Annotated in this window: 18 protein-coding genes; 2 read left to right on the top strand and 16 right to left on the bottom strand. The window is 52.3% G+C overall.

Annotated features, from left to right (window positions below; translation table 11 throughout):
- Positions 1 to 76 precede the first annotated feature (76 nt).
- From MHI42_RS31475 to MHI42_RS31465, 3 genes are all read right to left on the bottom strand, one after another.
- The gene (locus MHI42_RS31475; RefSeq protein ID WP_342421747.1) at positions 77 to 1,621 is read right to left on the bottom strand and encodes an extracellular solute-binding protein; all 1,545 of its coding nucleotides are present in this window, start codon (positions 1,619 to 1,621) and stop codon (positions 77 to 79) included.
- Between the two features lie 79 nt (positions 1,622 to 1,700).
- On the bottom strand, positions 1,701 to 2,561 hold the full coding sequence (locus tag MHI42_RS31470; protein WP_342421746.1) for a carbohydrate ABC transporter permease: 861 nt from the start codon (positions 2,559 to 2,561) through the stop codon (positions 1,701 to 1,703).
- Positions 2,555 to 3,481, bottom strand: a complete 927-nt coding sequence (locus MHI42_RS31465; RefSeq protein WP_342421745.1) for an ABC transporter permease subunit — start codon at positions 3,479 to 3,481, stop codon at positions 2,555 to 2,557. The genes MHI42_RS31470 and MHI42_RS31465 overlap by 7 nt, the downstream gene beginning before the upstream one ends.
- 558 nt (positions 3,482 to 4,039) lie before the next feature.
- On the opposite strand from MHI42_RS31465, the gene MHI42_RS31460 reads away from it, so the two are divergent.
- Positions 4,040 to 5,170 (top strand): IS4 family transposase, encoded by a 1,131-nt coding sequence (locus MHI42_RS31460; protein ID WP_342421744.1) that lies wholly within the window; start codon positions 4,040 to 4,042, stop codon positions 5,168 to 5,170.
- Positions 5,171 to 5,736: 566 nt separating this feature from the next.
- On the opposite strand, the gene MHI42_RS31455 is transcribed toward MHI42_RS31460, so the two are convergent.
- The 8 genes from MHI42_RS31455 to MHI42_RS31420 all read right to left on the bottom strand — a co-directional run bounded on the left by MHI42_RS31455 (position 5,737) and on the right by MHI42_RS31420 (position 14,261).
- Positions 5,737 to 7,428: a cellulase family glycosylhydrolase gene (locus tag MHI42_RS31455; protein WP_342421743.1), complete on the bottom strand. Its 1,692-nt coding sequence runs from the start codon at positions 7,426 to 7,428 to the stop codon at positions 5,737 to 5,739.
- A 15-nt stretch (positions 7,429 to 7,443) separates the two neighbouring features.
- Entirely contained in the window at positions 7,444 to 8,301 is an 858-nt protein-coding gene (locus tag MHI42_RS31450) for a carbohydrate ABC transporter permease (protein WP_342421742.1), read from the bottom strand.
- A gap of 11 nt (positions 8,302 to 8,312) precedes the next feature.
- Positions 8,313 to 9,200, bottom strand: coding sequence for a sugar ABC transporter permease (locus MHI42_RS31445; protein WP_342421741.1), 888 nt, complete (start codon positions 9,198 to 9,200; stop codon positions 8,313 to 8,315).
- A 34-nt stretch (positions 9,201 to 9,234) separates the two neighbouring features.
- The gene (locus tag MHI42_RS31440; protein ID WP_342421740.1) at positions 9,235 to 10,554 is read right to left on the bottom strand and encodes an extracellular solute-binding protein; all 1,320 of its coding nucleotides are present in this window, start codon (positions 10,552 to 10,554) and stop codon (positions 9,235 to 9,237) included.
- A gap of 132 nt (positions 10,555 to 10,686) precedes the next feature.
- A complete protein-coding gene (locus MHI42_RS31435) occupies positions 10,687 to 11,073 on the bottom strand; it encodes an AraC family transcriptional regulator (protein ID WP_342421739.1) in 387 nt (128 codons plus the stop codon).
- The gene (locus MHI42_RS31430) at positions 11,037 to 11,762 is read right to left on the bottom strand and encodes a response regulator (RefSeq protein WP_342421738.1); all 726 of its coding nucleotides are present in this window, start codon (positions 11,760 to 11,762) and stop codon (positions 11,037 to 11,039) included. Before MHI42_RS31430 ends, MHI42_RS31435 begins: the two co-directional genes overlap by 37 nt.
- Entirely contained in the window at positions 11,740 to 13,533 is a 1,794-nt protein-coding gene (locus MHI42_RS31425; protein WP_342421737.1) for a sensor histidine kinase, read from the bottom strand. The genes MHI42_RS31430 and MHI42_RS31425 overlap by 23 nt, the downstream gene beginning before the upstream one ends.
- A gap of 215 nt (positions 13,534 to 13,748) precedes the next feature.
- Positions 13,749 to 14,261 carry a hypothetical protein gene (locus tag MHI42_RS31420; protein WP_342421736.1) on the bottom strand — a complete coding sequence of 171 codons (513 nt, stop codon included), beginning with the start codon at positions 14,259 to 14,261 and terminating at the stop codon, positions 13,749 to 13,751.
- Between the two features lie 1,244 nt (positions 14,262 to 15,505).
- On the opposite strand from MHI42_RS31420, the gene MHI42_RS31415 reads away from it, so the two are divergent.
- Complete coding sequence (locus tag MHI42_RS31415; protein ID WP_342421735.1) at positions 15,506 to 16,471, top strand: ABC transporter substrate-binding protein; 966 nt, start codon at positions 15,506 to 15,508, stop codon at positions 16,469 to 16,471.
- A 97-nt stretch (positions 16,472 to 16,568) separates the two neighbouring features.
- On the opposite strand, the gene MHI42_RS31410 is transcribed toward MHI42_RS31415, so the two are convergent.
- From MHI42_RS31410 to MHI42_RS31390, 5 genes are all read right to left on the bottom strand, one after another.
- A complete protein-coding gene (locus MHI42_RS31410) occupies positions 16,569 to 17,807 on the bottom strand; it encodes an ABC transporter permease subunit (RefSeq protein WP_342421734.1) in 1,239 nt (412 codons plus the stop codon).
- The gene (locus MHI42_RS31405; RefSeq protein WP_342421733.1) at positions 17,808 to 18,713 is read right to left on the bottom strand and encodes an ABC transporter ATP-binding protein; all 906 of its coding nucleotides are present in this window, start codon (positions 18,711 to 18,713) and stop codon (positions 17,808 to 17,810) included.
- Between the two features lies 1 nt (position 18,714).
- A complete protein-coding gene (locus MHI42_RS31400) occupies positions 18,715 to 19,500 on the bottom strand; it encodes a hypothetical protein (protein WP_342421732.1) in 786 nt (261 codons plus the stop codon).
- Positions 19,436 to 20,032 (bottom strand): RNA polymerase sigma factor, encoded by a 597-nt coding sequence (locus MHI42_RS31395; RefSeq protein ID WP_342421731.1) that lies wholly within the window; start codon positions 20,030 to 20,032, stop codon positions 19,436 to 19,438. The genes MHI42_RS31400 and MHI42_RS31395 overlap by 65 nt, the downstream gene beginning before the upstream one ends.
- Before the next feature lie 238 nt (positions 20,033 to 20,270).
- A complete protein-coding gene (locus tag MHI42_RS31390) occupies positions 20,271 to 21,626 on the bottom strand; it encodes a glycoside hydrolase family 30 beta sandwich domain-containing protein (RefSeq protein WP_342421730.1) in 1,356 nt (451 codons plus the stop codon).
- Positions 21,627 to 21,661: the final 35 nt, after the last annotated feature.

The following is a 21,661-nucleotide window of genomic DNA, read 5'->3' as shown; positions in this document are numbered from 1 at the left end:
TTCCCTCCCGGTTATCGTTACCGTAAATTCATGCTACAGTATATCACAACTGCCGGCCTCCGCAGGTTTATCCTGTTCATTCCGCATAACCCAGCTCCTGCAGCTGTTTCATTGCGCTGTCCTGGAAGATCTGGTACTTGAAGGTCGTGTTCAGCTTCTCCAGGAAGCTGTCGTATTGCTCCAGCTTTGTTTTGCCGTATTGGAATTTGAGCATTTCCTCATTCTTGAAGCGGTCGGCGTCGGCTGCGTTGTAGTTCTGCGGGAAAACAACAAACCCGTTGTAGGTATCCAGCACTTCAACCTGCTCGCTCGCCTGAATATAGTCAATCTGTTTGGCAAATTTGGTGCTCAGATATTCCGCTTCCGGCCGGCCGGCCAGCTGGTAGACCCAGGTAAAGGCCGCTTCTGCGGACCGGTCCGTAATCACCGGCTTACCGTTTTCTTTGGTGAAATGTACACCTTCCTGGCCAAACTGCACAAGCTCGGAGCCTTCACCGGAGGCCGTATAATTGATAAGGTCAAAAATGCGGTTCAGCTTGGTTTCGTCTTGGGCGGCCTGGCGCGAGATGGCTACGATGCCGGATACGCTGGACTTATCCATGGCGGCTAGGATGTCCGCTTTGGGTCCCTGCAGCTTGTTCAGCATCAGGAATTCCGCATCCGGATTGGCGCCCTTCCATTTCTCCACTTCATTGTCCTTCATAATCTGCGTCCAGTCGCTGATGATAATGCCGGCCTTGCCCTGGAATGCTTTGTCTTTGGCGTTGTCGCCCTTGTTGCTGGCAATCTCCGGATCAACCACGCCGGAATTCAGAACCTTCTGAGTATAAGCCAGCGCTTCCTTCATTTCCGGCTCGAACATGCCGTTGACCATCTTCCCGTCCTTGATATACAGCGCGTCGGCGACGCCATGCTGCAGGTTGATCAAATGGACCAGAGTGCCGAGGCTGCCTGTGATCCCGAACGTGTCTTTCTTGTTATTCCCGTCCGGGTCCTGATCGGTAAACGCTTTCGCAACCTCAAACACTTCATCCAGGGTCTCAGGAACCGGCAGCTGCAGCTTATCCAGCCAATCCTTGCGCACCCAGAATAAATTCCAGTTACTCTGGGGATTAAGCGATATGGCGTAATGCTTGCCGTTAACCTCCACCCGGCTGTACACATTGTCTCCGATGGCATCCGCTGCGGGCTTCAATTTCTCCTTATACGGCTCCAGATCAAGCAGAATGTTCTTCTTGACATATTCCTGGAACTCATTCCGTCCATTGAAGAGGATCACATCGGGCAGGTCGCTGCCCGCCGCCCGGATATTCAGCTTCTGAATGAATTCATCCGCAGAAGAGGTCAGCGTCATTTTCAGATCAATATTGAGTTTCTCATCCAGCGTCTTTTTCACGAAGTTATCTTGTTCCTTGGGCATCTGGGTGGTGGTGTTCCAGCCTACCCGCATGACCTCGATAGCTACCTTCTCCGCCCGGGCGTCCGCCGGAGCGTCTGTTGATGAGCCTGGCCCCTCCGTAGAGGAAGAATCTGACTGCGGGCTTCCTCCGCAGGCGGCCAGCAGCAGGCCCGCTGTTAATACACAGGCCAGTACAGCAGGAATACGCTTCTTGTGTTTCATAGTGATACTCCCCTTTCGTATAACAAATGTTGTATTGAGTCGGCGCTGCCAGCGTTTGAACAGCGCCGGGAACAATCCGTTAACCCTTCACGGCACCGATCAGCATGCCCTTGGTCAGATGCTTCTGCACGAAGGGGTAGACCACGATGACCGGCAGGCTTGCCGCCACTACCGAAGCCATCTGCAAGGTCGTTGTCGGCAGCACAATGTCCGCATTATATTCCATTTGCTCGGAGGATAATAACAGACCGCGGATGATGACCTGAAGCGGATTCAAGCCGGGGTCAGTAATATAGTAGACGGCGCTGAAAAAGGTATTCCAGCTGCCTACGACACAGAACAAGCCGATGGTCATCAGCACCGGGATGGAGAGCGGCAGGGCCAGCCGCAGCAGCACTGTAAATTCGCCCGCACCGTCGATCCGTCCCGATTCGAACAGTTCTTCGGGCAGGCTTTCGAAGAACGTTTTGACCACAAGCACATTCCAGGTAGACATCGCCCCGGGAATAATCATCGCCCAGACCGTGTTAAGCAGGCCGGTTCCTTTTACGACCAGGTAGGTCGGGATCAAACCGCCGCCGAACATCATGGTGAACACGATCAGGAAGATGAAGAAGCTGCGGCCCACCAGATGCTTACGGCTCAAGGTATAGGCCATGAGCACTGTCAGGACCAGATTGATCAGTGTGTTCATTACCGTAACGAAGCTGGTCACGAGGAAGGCGCGGGGAATAGCATCCATTCCAAACAGCGCCTTATAGGCCTCAAAGGTAATCCGGCGGGGAATCAGCACGAAACCGCCGTTGCGCAGCACTTCGCTGTAGGGTGTAATGGATACGGCGAACACATACAGCAGGGGAAAGACGGAAATCACGGCCAGCAATATCAGCAGGATATTAATGAAATAATCGAAATAGCGTTCGTTTCCGTGGCTTACCATAGATTGCCCCCCCATCTCCGGGCCAGCTTATTAGACAGGAAGATAAGCACAAGTCCAATCAAGGATTTGAACAATCCGACCGCTGTCGCCAGGCTGAAATTCAGTTGCTCCAGGCCTACCCGGAATACCCAGGTATCAATAATATCTGCCACCGGCATTACCTGGAGATTGTACATAATGTAAATCTGCTCGAAACCGGCATCCAGTGCGGAGCCGACCTTCAGCACCAGCAGCAGGATAATCACGGAGCGGATGCCGGGCAGTGTCACATGCCAGATCCGGCGCAGCCTTCCCGCGCCGTCAATGCGGGCCGCTTCATACAGAGTAGCATCAATGCTGGACATGGCCGCCAGATAAATGATTGCCCCCCAGCCAAGATCCTTCCAGACATCGGTTCCCACCAGCACACTGCGGAAATACGCTGTCGAGGTCAGAAACGGAATACCGTTCCCGCCCGCTTCCACCACCCAGCGGTTGACGAGGCCTGAGGTTTCCGACAGAAAGGCAATTGCAATGCCGTAGATAATGACATAGGACAGAAAATGGGGCATATAGCTCAGCGTTTGTACGATCCGGTTCAGCCAAAGGCTGCGGCCTTCATGAATGAGCAAAGCCACGCCGATGGCAGGAATCGTTCCCCAGATTGTTTTGTACAGACTAATCAGGAAGGTGTTCGTGAGCAATTGACTGAAATAAGGCGATTCGAAAAAAAACTGAAAATGCTTGTACCAGGGGTCTGCCCACGGACTGCGCACAATCCCGCTCAAAATGTCATAATCTTTGAAGGCAATCAGCACTCCGTACATGGGTACATACTTGTAAATAATGTAGTAGGCCACACCGGGAAGCAGCATGAGATACAGGACACGCATGCTCCATATGCGTTTCCACACCTTAGCTCTGTATGCGCTCTTCGGCATTGCGGCAGTGTTCAGGGGAGCCGGGAAATGCGCCACAAGGAATTCACCTCTTTGCATTGATATCGCTTACAAGATAAGAATAACAAGGGAACCGCGGCGCAGCCATGAACGGATTTAAGGGATTGATAGAACAATATTACTATTCGGATTGAGCCGGTCTGTCGGGAACATGAAACAGCAATAACCTGCATTACAGTTTCAACTCCAATCTATCTGGGCCGCACTATAGACAACAACCCGACAAGTTACCGAATGATCGCTGTAGGACTGGCGGAATACATCAATTCCATGCGCGTGATTCGTTGCCGGCTAAATGTGGACACTTTAGAAGCACTAAAGACAAAATTGTTGTACGTTTTACAACTTTGATTCATGGATAGCTCAGTCTTCGGGAGGATTGTTGTATAAAATACAAGAATAATCCGGCTAAGCCGTCTGAAACAGGCAAAATGTTGCATTTGATATAGGCGTGTTGATTTCCCAAAAAAAGGGACGAAAAAGGCCGCCATTTCGGGTAATGGTAAGTACGTCCAAACCAAACCGAAATGAGGCGACCTCATGAATAAATATACCCCATTTTTAGCCGTTTTCAAACAAGTATTAACACCCGAAGAAGTCCAAATGGTGACTGGACAAACCAAGGACTACGTGGATAGAGGAACCAAAATGACCGTCGGGTTGCTACTCGATTACTTTGTCCAAGCCTGCTACCACAAATGGGACGGCTTCCGGCAAAGTGCCCGCTTAGGCCCAAACTTTGACTTGCCTGAGATTCATTACTCCACCCTTTCCGGCAAGGCCGGTGAAGTCCCTTACGAAATCTTCAAACGTATCTTTCAACTGCTCGTCAAGAAATGTAACCGACAAACCCGGCGGCATCTGAATCTTCCTAAAGATCTTCTGCTGATTGACTCGACGACGGTCACGGCGGCGAATTCCCGAATGCCTTGGGCCTCATACAAAAAATTTAGAGGGGGCATTAAGCTGCATGTCGCTCTTTCGCAAGGTCAGCGTTTACCCGTGAACGTGGAGGAATCGATTGCGAAGCGCAATGACGCTCCGTTTGGAGAAGTTTTGGCAGATACGGACTACATTTTGGTACAGGATCGGGCGTATGGAAAAATTAGCAGATTGGATCAATATGTGCTCCAGGGCCAGTCGTTTGTGATTCGACTCAAAGACAATCTCCATTTGGTGAAGCCGAGAAACCTCCAGCGACCCGCAGAGGGAGAAACGAAAATTGTTCGTGATATGACTTGTTATATCGGTCAAGGGAAGTGCCAATCCGCTCAGCGCCACCGGGTCGTAGAATTTGAAAATGACCGGGGGGAAGTCGTACGGGTCGTGACCGATTTGAGAAAAGAGTCCGCTCATGTGATCGCTGAAATCTACAAGGCACGCTGGGAAATTGAAGTCTTTTTCCGCTGGATTAAACAGCATCTGAACGTGCCATGTCTATTTGGAACCACCGAAAATGCAGTATACAGCCAATTGTTTGTGGCCCTTGCTGTCTATGTGCTTCTGAGACGCGTTTATGATGAAATCCACCCCAACGTGCCTGCCTTTGCTCAACTGACCCTTTGGGAATTTATGCAGCATTGGCGTATATTTAGTCTTCCGCTGGAGTGGCAGGTTCAATTAAGTCTGCTCAGGAACAAGAGTATTTTGGGAATTATATCCATTCCATAATATGGGGAATCAACACGCCTGCATTTGATACAACAATATTGGATTTGAATCGATATTAGGCGGAAAATGTTGTATTTTGTGCAATATTTCACAAAAAGTCACCCGCTCCTGCCACGGAAAGCGGATGAATGAGGAAATTCCTGAGGTAACAAAGGTAACAAGTATTACTGCATACAAAAAAACCCGTAAACTGCGGGAACGCAATTCACGGGCCTTATCACATTAGCTGAATGATCCTGTTAGCGCAGGCGGGCATGCTTGTCTGCGTTCCGATACTGTACCTTTACTGTACCTTCGCTGTACTTTCGCTGTACCTCTACTTTACCTGCACTCAAATTATATTCTATTCTTACATTACCTCTACCCTACCATTTACTCTACTTTTACTGCACCCTCGCCGTTCCTTCTCTGCATGCATACTGTACTTTCTTTGTACCTTTGCTGTACTTCTACTGTACCTTTACTCTACCTTTACTGCACTCTCATTGTACCTTTACCGTACCCTCACTGTTCCTTCGCTGCATCCCTACTGTACCTTCATGTTGTACCTTTACAGCACCTTTGCACTACCGCAAATCCAGCCACTCCAGAGATGCCGCACCAGCCGCAGCGCTGACTGTCAGCTCATGTGCTCCAGCTTCCAGCGGCTGATCACTCTGAATCCGCACCGTCTGCCAGTCCTGCCCGGAGTCCGAGGCATTACCGTGAATCCGGCAGATCTCCTGACCGTCCAGCTTCACCATCAGCTCACTGTCCGGGCCGCTCATCAGGACCCGCAGCTCCAGAGCCAGCAAGCCCTCCAAGTCCCCCGGCTTCAGCAGCTCCATATCCCCGGCCGCAACCGCAACCGTAAATTCATACGCCGCCCAGTCGCCCTCGGCCAAGCTGACACACAGCCTCTCCTCAGGCAGCCAGGCTTGTCCGCGGCCATGCTGGAAATTGGGTCCCCTCCGGTCTCCTTCCACGAAGCGGAAGTCCATTCCGTCCTCCTCCCGGAAGCCGGTGCCTGCCGCAGCCTGCCTGCCGGAAGCTCTCCCGAAGCTCAGACCGCTCCCCTTGTAGCCATAAAAAATAGCAGGAATCCGCACCGGCAGCCGCCGAAACAGCGAGCGTACAACATTTGCATGGTACACACAGTTGTCCAGGCTCAGATTGTGCAGATATTCATCCAGAATTGCCTGTGCCTCCACACGCTCCGGCTTCGCTCCTCCTTCCAGATAACCGACCAGCTTGTGCCAGCCTTGCGGAAGAACGATGGAACAGGGGGAATTATCGGTGCCGAGCTTTTTCCATGTCCAGAAATTCCAGGAGATCCCGTGATCCTCAAACAACTGGAATGCACCGGCGTACCAGTCCTTATTGTTCTCCCCGCCCTCGCCCATGAACAGCGGCACATTTAGCCGCTCTCTTGCGTCCAGATACTTCTGAATGCTCTCCGTATCGGGGTTGTTCCAGTACTTGTGAAACTGCAGCATTACATTATCATCCGGCAGCTTATTATCCGGCAATCCCACGAAGATCGACCAGTCCGTCGCCCAGTGCACACCCTCCAGAATTATCATATGCCGGGCATCAACCTCCCGGATAGCCGCAATAATCTCACGGTACAGCGGCATCACCTGATCATTGTACTGCGAGAACCAATCCGGCAGCGGCTCGTTCAGCAGGTCATAGCCCGCAACGATCCATTCATCCTTATACCGCCCGGCGAGCATCCGCCAGATGGCGATGGTCAGCTGCTTATTGTGCTCATCCGTGAACAGCTCCGGCAGATCCTGCGCGGAGTCGTCGATATTCGTTCCGGTCTGGCCGCCGGGTGCTCCATGCAGATCCAGAATGGCGTAGATTCTGTGCTCCCGGCACCAGCCGATAACCTGATCCAGCCGGACCAGATGCTCCTCATGCCAGCCGGACACTCCCTCTTCTTCCCGCAGGATATAGCGGGCGTTAATCGGAATCCGGATCGAGTTGAAGCCTTCTGCGGCAATCCGCGCAATATCCGCTTCGGCCACATAGCGGTCATAATAGGTCTCCCAGAACGCCTCCGCCCCGTCAGCACCAATAAGCGCTGTAATCATCGCTTCGATCCGGCGCGGACGGTCTCCCTGTTCCGGGAAACGCCACATGTACCCTTCAGGCAGCAGCCAGCTTCCAAGCCCTACACCGCGCAGCAGCAGCTCGCGCCCTTCCCCGTTTCTTAAGCGGTGTCCGTCTGCATACAGAAACCCGCTTACTTCATGATCGTCCGGGTGAATCATTTGTATTTCCTCCCTTTACCCTTTGACGGCGCCTTCGGCAATGCCATTCAGAATATATTTTTGCAGCAGCAGATATAGAATTACAACGGGCAGCATCGTCAGCACCAGCGAAGACAGAATCGCCGACCAGTCATTATTGCCATATTGCCCGAACAGCATGTTGGTGGAGAGCAGCAGCGTATATTGATCGGCATCCGTGAGCATGAGCAGCGGCAGCAGAAAGTCATTCCACATCCACAGCAGGTTGAGAATCGCCACAGTTGTCGTAATCGGCAGCAGAAGCGGAAAAATAATCGTAGTGAATAGCCTGACCTCCCCGCAGCCGTCGATCACCGCAGCCTCATCCAGATCCCGGGGGACCGATTTGACGAACCCGTGGTACAGGAAGATGGCCATCGACACACCAAGCCCGATATAGATCAGGCCGAGTCCGACCGTTGTGCCCTGCACCGCCAGCTTCATCGAGATCCGGTTCAGCGAGATCATAATCGAATGGAACGGAATCAGCATCGACAGGACGAACAGGTTGAACAGGAACGTGCTGAGTCTGCCGGGTGTTCTGGACAGCTTATAGCCGGCCATGGACGAGAAGAGAATAATACCGACGAGACCGGTAGCTGCGACCACCACCGTATTCCCGAGACTGCGCAGGAAATTGGTTTTCTCAAAAGCATCACTATAGTTGCCGAATTCCAGCCTACTCGGAATGGCCAGAATATTATTCATCATGTCCCCTTCCGTCTTCAGAGAGTTGAGCACCCCCATGTAGATCGGAAAGAGCGTAATTACGGCACCTGCCAGCAGGAAAAGAAAGACGATAAACGAAGACAATCTGCGCCGCCCCGCAATACCGGACTTAGATGTTGAATTCAACCGGACGGTACTCATGCCTCCACCTCTCTTCGTTTCATGATGCTCAGCTGTATCAGCGTGATCACCAGGACCACCAGGAACAGGATCATCGCCTTGGCACTGGCGTAGCCGTAACGGCCGCTCATCTTGAACGCTTCCTCAAAAATATTCAGCGCCAGCACCTGCGTCGCCCTCCCCGGCCCGCCTCCGGTGAGCGCGAACACGGCATCAAAGGCCTTGAACGAGCTGTTCAGCGTCACGAAGATACCGATCGTTACAGCCGGATAGACCATAGGCAGCGTAATGCTGCGGAAGGTCTGCCAGCTGTTCGCGCCGTCGATTGCAGCCGCCTCCTTGAGCGAATCCGGTACTCCTTGAAGTGCCGCAATATAAATCACCATCAGGTAACCTACGCCGCCCCACAAGGAGACAATGACAATCGCCAGAAAAGAATATTTCGGGTCGCCGATCCACGACTGGTCCAGAAAAGCCAGGCCTGCATGTTCAGCGATATAAGGCAGTGCTTTGGTGAAAATAAACAGCCACATGAATCCGCCGATAATCATGCTGATCATGTTGGGCATGAAGAAGATCGTCCGGAACCAGGCCTTGCTGCGGCGGCGTGATTCGATCAGCACCGCCAGCAGCACCGCCAGCACATTCTGCAGCACGACCATAAACACTACAAATTTCAGGGTAAACCAGACTGAATCGATGAAAAAAGCATCATCCGTCAGCGCTTCGATGTAATTGGCGAATCCCACCAGATGGTAGGCGGGATTCAATCCGTTCCAGTCCGTGAAGCTGTACCATGCCCCGCCGAAGGCGGGAGCAAGCATGAATACGGCGTAGAACAGCAGGGCGGGAAACACGAAGGCCAGCAGAATGAGCGACTGTTTGCTTTTACTGCTTCCACTCATTTCTATCACTCCTATGCTGTTTCTGGGGTTCCCTTTAATTTCCTGCTTTTACCGCATTGGCCCAGGTCTTGTCGAGCGTCTTAATGAACTCATCCTGGGTTACCCCCTTGGTGTAATAGCTCTGCAGCAGCTTGGCCGTCTCATCGGTTACGCCGTTCGGGAGCGACAGATCCAGATAAGCCTTGCCTTCGGAGACATAAGAGCTGGCCTCGGTCACCCACGGATAGGTATTGTAGGTGTGCTGCTTCGCGACCGGATTAAATTTCAGCTCCTCGAACAGCGCCGAAGAATCCTGGTCATCCAGCACATAATTCACCAGATCCAGCGCCACATCCTTGTTCTTGCTGTTGGGGGATACCGCCAGGGAGGTCGAGGTCGCCAGATTGATCTGCGTAGCAGCCGGATCGTTGCTGACAGGCAGCGGAGCCACACCAAATTCCATATCAGGATTGGCCTTGAGGATGGATTCCGCTTGCCACGGTCCCTGCACCCACATCGCCGCTTTGCCATTAGCAAAATCTGTTGAGCCTGCCGCACTGCCCACCTCAAACGGTTTATCCGTGCCGTTAGCCATAATCAGATCAATAATGTTGAAAACATCCTTCACATCGGCATAGGAGGCTTCGCCTTTGTTCATCTTCTCTACCCAGTCCGGGTGCTCGGAGGATACGATGCCTCCAAGAGACAGCGCCATCATCAGCTGCGGAATCCACGATTCCTGGAAGCTCAGCTCGAACGGCTTAATCCCGGCTGCATTCAGCTTGTCAATCGCTGCCTGCATGTCATCCAGTGTCTGCGGCGGCTGAATGCCGAGCTCGCTGAAGATTTGCTTGTTGTACAGATAACCCCAGGACAGGCTCTCCAGCGGCAAAGCTACAACTTTATCATCATAGGTAACGGTCTGCCGGACACTGTCATACAGCTTCGGTACGAAGTCCTGATCCGACAGATCGCTCAGATAGCCGGCCTTGTAATACCGGGGCACATCCGCAATCGCATGGAGGGTGAATACATCCGGCGCATCATTTGAGGCCATCCGGGTCTCCAGAATCTGCTTGGCCTGATCCGGGTTCGGCATCTCCAGCTTGACGGTGACATCAATATTTTTCTCCGCCAGCTCCTTGGCCTTGAATTGCTCGAAATACTTATCGAATTGATCCTTAAAACGCGGGAAGCTCATGAATACCTTCAGCTCCACTTTTTGGGCCGGACCTTCAGTCGCTGCTGCCGCACTTTCCGCCGGCTTGCTGCTTGCGCTCTCACTTGGCGTATTTTCATTTGAACCGGAGCTGCACCCCGATACAATCCCCAGAACAATCATCAGTGTCATTGCTGTATTAAGCGCTTTATTCATTTCTGTTACCCCCTTCTGTTATGTCTGCCTCTTTAGTCTAGGGGATATAAGGGGCAGCGTCTTTTGAGGATATTAACATCGGGAGTTGCATTATATTGATACGCTTTCATTTTTATTTATCATCCGCAAAATTCACTTCTCGCTCCGCAGCTCTCCGGGGGGAATGCCGAAGTGCTTCTTGAAGACACGGTAAAAGTATGCCAGATCCTCGTACCCGCAGAGTCCGGCAGCCTCCTTGATCGGCATGTCACGCCCTGCGATCAGCTCTATGGCCCGCTCCATTCTCAGCCGGGTAATCCGGTCGAGTACCGTGTCTCCCGTTGCCGCCTTGAAAGCGCGGCTGAGATGCTCCTTCGTCACCAGGAAATGTGCGGCGATGCCCTCCAGCGATATCTGCTCCAGGTAATGATTCCGGATATAGTCCTCAACCTCCGCCAGATCAAGCTTAACGCGGTTCTTGCGCTGCTCCAGAAGCATGTTGATCAGCTCTGTGAAGTGATCCCCGAGCCCCGCCACCATAGCCTGAACCGACGGCCATGGCTTATCAGGTCTATCGGGCGTATCCGGCGCATCCGCTGCCGTCCCCCCCCCGTTTGTCTTCGCGGCTTCACCAGCCAGCAGCAGCAGATCACGGGCAGTCCGCTCTCGATCATTGCTTCCAGCTGATGCTGCGGCACCGAGCGTTCCAGCTCCCGCCCCAGCTTCTCCAGCTCTTCTCTTGCCGCCGGCTTGTTCAGCGCCAGCAGCTGATCATAGATCCGCTGGCGGTAGGCGAGATAACGCTCCATCAGCGGCTGATCCATGAGCATCAGCGGTGATCCGGTTAAGCGCTGCCGTTCCCGCTCCTTCGCGCACTCTGAGAGCACGTTATTCAGCTCCGCCCGGTCCACCGGCTTCAGCAGATATTCAACCGCCTTCGAGCGGATCGCCTGCTTCAGGTAGACGAAGTCATCATATCCGCTCATCACAATAATCTGCACCTCAGGGTACTGATGCTTCAGCCTTTCCAGCAGCTCTACCCCGTCCAGTCCGGGCATCCGCATATCGGTAATTACGAGCCCCGGATGAAGCTTCTCCACCAGCTCAAGTCCTTCGATTCCGTCCTCCGCTTCGCCGATCACCTGCATTCCGTGTTCTTCCCAGGCGCCGAGCGACTTCACGACCTGTCTGGACCAGGGCTCATCGTCAATAATCAGAACCTTCAGCATTCCGCTCTCCCCCCTCTGCGGCCGCAGGCCACTGGATCACAACCAGTGTTCCCGCCCCGGCCTTGCTGTATATACGCATTCCATATTTCTCTCCAAATTGCAGCACCAGCCGCGAATGGACGTTGTGCAGGCCGATGCCCTTTCTCCGCCGGGGAAGCTCTCCCGCCCCGGGATCGGCCAGCATCGTGACATTCCCCCGGAGTGCCGCACGGATCTCCTCCAGCCGCTCCGGCGTCATGCCGACACCTTCGTCCTTAACCATGAATACGGTGCGGCTGCCGACGGTCCGGATCCGGATCAGCAGCCTCCAGTGCCCGCGCTGCGGCTGCAGCCCGTGCTCAAAAGCGTTCTCCACCAGCGGCTGCAGCGTGAAGCGCGGCAGCAGGCTGGCCCGGGAGAACTCATCTGCCTCAATCACCACGCTGCAGCGTCCCAGGAAGCGGTTCTCCTGAATAAACACATAATTGCGCACATGCTTAAGCTCTTCCTCCAGCTTCACCAGCCCGCCTTCATTGCTGATCGAATAACGCAGCAGGTCGCCAATCACCCGGGTGATGTTATAGATATCATCGGCATTCCTCGACAAAGCCATCCCCCCGATCAGCTGGAGCGTATTGTTCAGGAAATGCGGATTGATCTGGGCCTGAAGAGCGAGGAGCTGGGCATTCTTGACCTCGATCTCCTGCCGGTATTCCACCTCAATCAGCTCCCGGATCCGCTCCATCATCGAGTTGTAGCCGCGCTCCAGCAGCCCGATCTCATCACGGCTCTGCACCGAGTGCTGTTCGAAGTTGCTGACATGCGCCTTGCGCATCGACACCGCCAGACTGACAATCGGGCGGGTAATGCGCAGCGAGAACAGTATCGACAGCAGAATGGAGGCAATCATGAACAAGCCTCCGGTCAGAAAACCGGCAGCAATCGTAGGCCGTGCGCTCTTGGCGACGGTGGACAAGGGAATGGCTTTCACAACGGTAAGCTGGCCGTCGGCCACTTTTTTCATGAAGAAGAAATAGCCGTCCTCCTGCCGGAATTCCAGTTCATGCTCAGAGAGGGCAAGGCTCTGCAGCCGCCTGCCGATGTCACCGGAGCTCTCGGAAATGCTCGAGCCGGAGAGCAGCTCGCCCTCATCATTCAGCAGGAAGACCGAGCTCTCGTCTTCGGACTGGAGAATATGGCTGACCTCCTCCCATACCTCCCGGTTGATCCGCACGCCGATGCCTCCGAGCAGCCGGTGATCCTCGAACCGGTTAATGCCGTGGTAGGCATAGATACCGCTGCCGTTCTGCTTGAAATACATATTGACCGGCCCGCAGGGCAGCCGGCTCCAGGGGCCCTCACCGATATCCAGCGGGGAAACGCTTCCACTATTCACGAAGTCAACGGAAATGGCTTTCAATTGGTCATGCATGTACAGTGTCAGCTCGTCTACCTTCCGGGAGTTCGTATAGAACTGCGAGGTTATGGCTTCGCGGATATTGTTCAGCGAACGGTACTGGACACTAATGTCCGGGCTGTCCGTACCCGTTAGCCCCGCCATAAGCTGCGGGTTAACCTGCAGGGTGTAGAACAGGGTATCCAGCTGTTCAATCAGCTCATCCAGATACTGGTCCGCCCACTGCATCCGGGAGTTATTCGCATTGATCATTTCCTTCTCCACGGATTGCCGCGTATTGTACGTGGCAATGGTGGTAACAGTGAGCACCGGCAATGTGGTCAGGCAAATCATGATGACCAGGAGCCGGACCCGGAGACTTGTCCGCTTCATCATAGGCTGATTCCTTTCTGCGAAGCTGGATTGCTTTTACCGTCAAAATATAGCATGCCGGATCAGGCCAGACAATACGGTGCTGAGAATATCGCAGGTTGGCTGTTCTATCTGTTCTTAGGTCCATGCACGCCAAACAGGATGCGCCGCAGCCATGATTCATTTCATTCACGGCTGTATGGGGCATCCTGCTGCTGTTACTTTGTGCGTGCTCCTGCTTATTTCTGCAGCTCCAGATCCTTTTGCTTCAGCAGGTCAGCGTATTCCGCTTTGTACTGTTCCAGCTTCAGCTTCAAGTCAGCGCTGTCCGGACTCGCTTTCAGCAGGCTGCTGGTGGCCAGAATATTATTGACAGCAGTATCAATTTTAGCGTCGATGACTTCGATTTTGCTTTTGGTCACGGTTAAGGCGGGATCAGGCGTTACAATCGGCACAGGACCCACAATGGTATTTTTATCGCTTGAGGAAGAATCCGCTCCCGTTTTCTCCTCCAGGCTGATCGTTTTGCCCTCTACAGAAACCTTGAACCCCGCTAATTCACCGATTGCGCGTACGGGCGCATAGCTTTTGCCGTCAATTACGATGGCCGGATCGGCCAGCTTCTTGCCATACACCTTCACGGTATACTCCGCCTGAATTGCCTTTCCTACCAATGTTGCCGAAGCGCCAAGCGCCTGCGCACCCACCATCAGTATCGCCCCGGCAATGAATCCGGCAGCAATCTTTTTCATAAGAAATTCACTCCCCGTCAAAGACTATGACTACTATTCTATCATTTTACAGCGGCCTGTGCCGCCCTTTGGCGCTGATTTCGTGGGATGTGCCTCGCCGAAGGAACCTTTTAACCCAAATTTAAACCCGGCGGATACCTGAGTTTAACCTTCAGTCTGTACACTTTAGAGAGGCTGAAGGTACGCAGCATGCGGTCTTACTGTGGATATAAATATAGGAGGTACATATGAGAGTATTGGAGATTATTTTGACCATGTCAGCATTATTATTAATGTTCAGCTTCGTGTCAGGCAAGTTGTTTCTCAAGGTAAAATTGGTATTATCTGCTATTAGTATTATATTGTGTGCGGTACAGCTTTGGATCGAAGGGTACCGCTTATAAACGGAAGCGGCAGATTGCAGATCCGGGTATCGATGCCGAGGAGGGAATTCCTCAGAATGCAGGTGATCCTGCGGCTGCCGGGTATGAGGAGGTTTTACAGGTCAATCGCCGACGGAATAGAAGAATACGTAAATTTCTCACAGCGGATTCGTTGCTGGCAGAATGGAAGCTTCATAGTAAGCACCGTAGACATAAATGTTGTATATTTTGCAGCTTTGATTCCTTGATTCCGGTGTGTGCGAAAGGATTGTTGTATGAAATACAGGAATTTTCCCGTTAAGGCGCCTAAAGAAGGAGAAATCCTGCCTTTTCTACAACAATTTGGGCTTTGGGCCAGGATGATGAGGGAAATGTTGTAATATGGGCAGGATTTCACAAAAGTTCCAGGATCTCAGCCGCCAAAGCGGATGAACCGAGGACTTCCCAAGACAACAATAGCCATTTGGAATTCCGAATACTCACAGGGTGAGGGATTGGTTGTATGTTCAATAATTTATTAAAAGGAAAGGGGCTGTCCCAAAAGCCAAGAAATGGCTGGGACGCCTCTTTTATTTATATTGATTTTGATCGAGCTGTTGCTTAGAAGAGTTTCTTTGAGGATTGACAACCTTGCTGTTCCTCTCTATTATAATAAAATATAATCAATTGATAATGATTATCATATTCATTTAGGTGTAAGGACAATTTCACAGTTGAGGACCGGCTGCTCTTACCTCCAACCTTTCCCCCTGCCTCTGCGGACCATTCAACTCCGTTGTAAATAGCGGGAGGGGCTAGTTACATAACAAACTATCATAAAGGAGCGTCATCCATGCTAAGCACAAAAAAGATATTTTTCCTTTAACCCTTCTGCTCCTCACGTTGATTCTGTCCTCCTGCGGACAATCGAACAACAGAAATAACGCAGCTCCGGCTTCTGCCGCTGCAACGGCAGCTGCTACCGAAGCACCGGCTGCCACTCCGGCGGCAACAGAGCCCGCTGCAGCTACAACACGGCTGTACACGGATTATAAAAAGAGAGAGGTTGAAATTCCGGCCGATCCGCAGCACATTGTATATGTCGGCAGCAATCCCGGCGACCTGCTGGCGCTTGGAGTAAAGCCTATAGGAGCCTCACTTAGTGTCATCGGGACGCAGGTTGCCTACCCTGATCTGCTCGAAGGCATTGAAGATATCGGGTATCCGTTCTCTCCAGAGAAGATCCTGGCCTTATCACCGGACCTGATCATCTTCGATGATTGGGATGAGACCGGGATAGAAGCGCTAAGTCAAATTGCACCGACCGTAGTGGTTGGTCTTGACGGCACCTTTCCCACGGAAGAACGTGTGCGCCAGTTAGCTGAATTGTTTGGACGTACTGCAGAGGCGGATACCTGGTTCGATGCTTACAAGGCGAAGGTTGCTGCTGTGAAGGAACAGCTGAACTTAACAGAAGGCGAAACTGCTACCTCCCTGCTTGTCCTGGGCTCTGACCTGTATATCATGGGCAACAAAGGCCTGAACGAAACGCTGTACGGACAGCTCGGATTCAAACCTACAGAAGGTGTCCAGAAGCTGATTGATGCCGAAGAACGGTTCGCGAACATCTCCGACGAGGTGCTGACGCAGTATATCGGCACACACATGTTCATTCTGACCGACAATAGCAGCGAAACCGTAGCGAGACAGACGGCACTTACAGATAGCGGCTTATGGAAAGCCATTCCTGCGGTCAAAGAAGGCCGCGTCTACACCTTCGACAGCAAGTACAACTTCGACGACCCGATTACGCTGGACAGGCTGCTGGATGAGATCACTGATATCTTCAGCCGTACGTCCGCCAAATAAAAGAATGGGGCTATCCCGTCAGCCGTGCAATGGCTGACGGGATAGCCCCTATTTTTTAAACAATATTTCATAAACCCGCAGCTCAAACCAGTTATTATCAGGCAACCTGATGGTTTTTGAAGGCCCGGTACGTAAATGGCAGCAGCAGAGCTATAACGATAACGGCAAACCCAGGTATAACCTTATACTCCGGAATCAATTGACCAAATATATGAATAACCTCGTAATCCGTTATTTTCCGGAAGCTGTCAAACATATTGCTTGGCAATAATGCCATTAGATGATTGAACAGCCGGCTGCTCTCACTTGCCGGAATAGCCATGGGGACGAACAGCAGCATCCCGGCGGCAATGATCACAGGGAAGGGACTTCGCATACGGCTGGACATCCACAGGGTTATCCCGCCAACCAGCAGACAGGCAAGACTGCCGATCAGGACTGCCCACATATAAGTTTGCAGGACGGTATAGGGAACCGGGGCCCTAAACTGAATCATCTGCACACTGGCGGTTCCGCCCTCAAAACCGCATATGCCAAGCAGCAGGAACGTATAGAGGCCCAGGCCAAAGATAAGCAGCATTACTGAAACAATCAGGCTTGCCCTCAGTTTCGCGGCTATAAGCCTGCTGCGCCCATAACGGGAGGATAGAAGGAGCGCATCGGCTCCGCTCTGATATTCCCCGGCGAAGACAGGGGCCAGACATACTGCGATGACAAAGGCAGTGAACAGAAAAATAAACTGCAGGTTCTCAAACACATTGGCCCAGCCTGTGACGTAGTTCATCTCAAAAGGAACCGGGATACGTTCATTCATGCGGATAAAGATGGCCTTCTCCTGTGCCGAATAATTGCCCTCGGGATGCTCTGCATTCAAATATTCGTGTACCCTCTCCATGCGTTTCTGATAAAAGGCAGCGGCGTCACCAGGTTGCAATTTATCGCGGATATAATAATCGTATTCATTCAAAGGAGAGAACGCCCGGGAAATTAAAGAATATAGCTGTTCATACTGGACCTCATTCTTAGCAAAGGCACTAACGGTCAGCTCCCCTTTCCCATCCAGATTATCAGGATCTTGCAGCAGGCGCTGATGCCGGATTATCGTTTGTTCCAGCTTGTCTGTGGTTAATGGACCCGCGAGCTGTCGTTCATACTCTCTTTCTAGCCGGATCGCGCGAACCCCATTCAAGAAATTGCCGTCCCGGCCTGTGATTTGCGCATTGTTCACCAGTATAACCGACATTAAGATTGCCACAGCCGCTATGATCGCAACTCCTGCATAAAATGATTTCTTCCGAATAATCTTCCGCAACTCAAACCGGGTTAATATATCCATTCACTGCACCTCCCGTATGCCTGCACCAGCTGCAACAGTCAGATCATCTTGAAAATGATACAGATAGAAGTCCTCCAGCGTAGGCATAACAGCTACTGCTTGATCCCCCGGCCTCTCCTGAGACACTATACGCAGCTCTGCCCACTCCCCTTCATGCCGCAGATTGCTGATGCAGTAGCGGGCATTCCATTCTTCAACCTCCCGGGCCGGAATTCGGCATGACCATACACAGCCCTCAGCCGCAGCTGTCAGCTGCTGCACCGTACCTGTCATCAGCAGGCTTCCCTGCTTCATCACCAGAATCTGATCCGCTATGTATTCTACATCCGCAACAATGTGCGTCGAAAGAATAATGATTTTCTCCTTGGCCAGATCGGCTAGGAGATTACGGAAGCGTACCCGTTCCTTGGGGTCAAGTCCTGCTGTCGGCTCATCCAGCACAAGAACGCAGGGGTCATTAAGCAGTGCCTGGGCAATGCCGAGCCGCTGCTTCATTCCTCCGGAGAAGGTACGGATTTTCTTGCGCGCAACCTCTGACAGAGCTACCAGCTGCAGAAGCTCCCTTGTTTTTCCTTTTGCCGCCGGCAGACTCAAGCCTTTCAATGTCCCTATGTACCAGAGAAATTCCTGTGCGCTGAAATCCGGGTAATACCCAAAGTCCTGCGGCAGATAGCCGAGCATATCGCGGTATCGTTCGCCCATCCGGCTAATGTCCCGGCCATTCATTTGAATACTCCCTGAGGTTGGTATCAGAATACCTGATATCATCCGCATCAGCGTTGTTTTGCCCGCCCCGTTTGCTCCCAGCAGACCATATACACCGCTGTTAAGCTTGATTGAAACTCCGTTTACGGCATGCCTCGCGGCAAAATGTTTATGTACCTGGTTCAAAGTCAGCTCCAGCATCCTATACTCCTCCTTGTACGGCCGTTTCCAGACTCCGGCAGGTCTTGCGTATACCGTAACCTTCATAGACCAATCCTGCTGCCGAGAGCAGCAGCAACACCAGACCTCTTCCTGCAGCCGATGAATTGAGCAGCAGGAGCGGGGGGTTAAACGAAACAATGAGCTGCAACAACACCAGCAGGCAGCAATATAAGAGGCAATAGTAACCGCAGTTTGGTGTGCGCACCCGGTTTAGCAGCCACAGACAGCCAAAGCAAGCCAGATTAAAGGGAATCAGCAAGTATAGGACCATCTCCAGGACTCCGGTATCTGTCCATGTACCCAGTAAGGCCCCAAGCAGCGTTAATCCAAGCAGATCGGCCATTCCCAGCAGGCTCATCCGGACAGCTGTCAGCTTATCAAGCAGATGATAGGTACTGAGTTCAACCTCCAGCATAGAGCGGCTTAATGACCGGGTCATGGTCTGTATCCCTGTGATTACAAGTAAAGGTGCAGCCAGAGAGGCCAGCATCATAAGCTGTATATTTGCCCTCTGCCCTTGCATAGAGTTGTGCAGTAAGAATGCCATTCCCATAACAATCAGCAGCTGCGCCGCCCATACCTTCCGGCTGATGAAGCGGAGCTGCAGCTTATAGAAATCTGCTAAACTTGTTCTCCGTCCGCCCAGCGCCTGTCTTAGCTCTGTCTCAGCTCCCACGATGGTTTCCTCCAGCCGCTTCCGCTCAACGGGGAACGAGGGGGAGTTCTGCAGGATTCCGATGATGGACTGCTGATGCTTGTTCAACATAATCACTCCTCTCCAAATGACTCCTTAAACTGTTCAGCCCGCGCTTAACACGGTACTGTACCATACATACATTCACTCCCGTAATACGGGCGATATCGCGGAAGGTCAAATCCAGGCAAAAACGCATAAATACCGGCTCCCGCTGCTCCTCCGGAAGCAAGTGAAGCAGTTCATCGACCAGCTGCCCCTTCTCCACCTGTTCCTCTATAGAAAGACCCTGCCAGACAGCTTCCCAGGTGACAGCCTCATCAAACTCCATGGAGGGGAACTGCACTCTCTTCCGCAGATGGTCATTACATAAGTTCCGGGCAATCGTATATAAGTAAGCACGGCATTTCCCGCTATTCGAATACCTTGCGATATGCCTGCAGAACCGGTAAAAGGTCTCCTGGGTCAGATCCTTGGACTCTTCCTCACTGCGGAGCCGGTAATAACAATACTTTTGTATTCCGGCGTAATACCGCTCAATCAGCGGCGTCAGATACCTGGTCTCCCCCTCCTGGATGCGACGAACCCATTCACCTTCATCCACTTGCGTCCTCTCCTTTCTACTCTATATAACTGTATTTGGCAGATAAAAAGTGAAGTATATTTGTGACTTTTTGATGAAGATTGATATTTTTTACATTTCCGGCAAAAAAGAAGCGTTCCGGCAGCCAGTTCATGACTTTGCGGAACGCCTTGTTCATTCAATCTATTCGATTCCTTTTATTGACAATAAGTAACGTGACTGGACACAAACTGATCTGGCTGAACTTGTCGGGAGCCTGCTACTCCCTACTGCCGTCCACCTTCAATGAAACAGCGCTTTTCGGCGCCATGGAAAAGGTCAGTACCTCTTCTCCCTGTAGCTTCACAGCTACATTCTCTTGCGTATCCCCATCGTTGAACAAAACCGCCGCAACCGATCCGTCACTGTTGCGGAAGGCAACGGAGCGTACTTGCTCATTGCTAGCGGCAGAAGCAAGGCGCAACGCCTTGGGCCGGATGACTTTGCTGAAATGCGCCAGCGCGTAATAATCCAAGGTATATGTAAGCTCCCTGGTCTGCTGGTTGACCGTCACTACTCCGCGGCAGGTACTCTTGCCGAAGCCGGGAACGGTGGGTCCATTCTGTTCATCCAGCGCCATATTCCAGAGCACGAACGACTTGCTGTGATTCCGCAGGATCTCAATTCCCGTGCGCATCACATTGGAGAACGCCTGCTCAAACGGCGGAATCCATTCCCCGCCCGAGCCTTCGGTGAAGTGCACCTCTTTGCCGGGAAAAGCTGCCAGCACTTCAGACTGCGCGGCCGGTGCGCCGCCGTACCAGTGCCAGGCTACGCCATCCACTTCAGCTTCGGCCTCTTCAAGAACTGTCAGCGGATAATCAGGCCGGTCCCAGTTATGATCGTAGCAGAAGATTTTGGTAGTCAGTCCGTGCTTCTGGAAGCCTGGCTTCAGAAACCTGCGGATGAACTCCTGCTGCTCCTCCGGCAGCATCAGCATACCCGGATAATGCTGCGGTTCATAGAGCGGCTCATTCTGCGCAGTGACGGCATAGGTAGGCAGACCATGAGCCGCGAAGGCCTGGATATAACGGACAAAATAATCCGCATATACCTGATAATGCTCCGGCTTCAACCGGCCGGTAATCATTGACCCGCTGGTCTTCATCCAGCCCGGTGCACTCCAGGGCGAAGCCATCAGCTTGATTTCCGGATTCAGCTTCAGCGCCTGCTGCAATAAAGGAATAATATCCGCTTCATCATGGGCAATGGAGAACCCGGACAAATCGGGATCGGTCCCGTTCTCAGGCAGATCGTTATAGCTGTAGACCGTTCTGGCATAATCCGATGCCCCCATCGGATTCCGCAGGAAGGACAACCCTATCCCCTCCTGCGGGTGGAACAGCTTGCTCATTACTTCCGTTCTTTGCTCCCCGTCAAGCACCTGATGAATCAGATAGGCGGCCGAGTCCGTGAAGGAGGCCCCGAAGCCATCTATCTCCTGGTACGTTTGACTGGCATCTATCTCAATTGTGGCAGTAACCGCATCAGCAGAAATCTGCGGCAGTTGTGCAACTGACTGCTCCACAAACAGCTCGTCTTCTCCGTTAGACTGATACATGATAATTTCCCGCATGTGTTATCCCTCCATCTTTTTATACAAAAGGGCCC

The sequence above is a fragment of the Paenibacillus sp. FSL E2-0178 genome, from assembly GCF_038593005.1.
In the GTDB taxonomy this organism is placed as follows: Bacteria; Bacillota; Bacilli; order Paenibacillales; family Paenibacillaceae; genus Paenibacillus_AQ; species Paenibacillus_AQ phytohabitans.
This window is presented reverse-complemented; position numbering and strand designations above follow the sequence as displayed.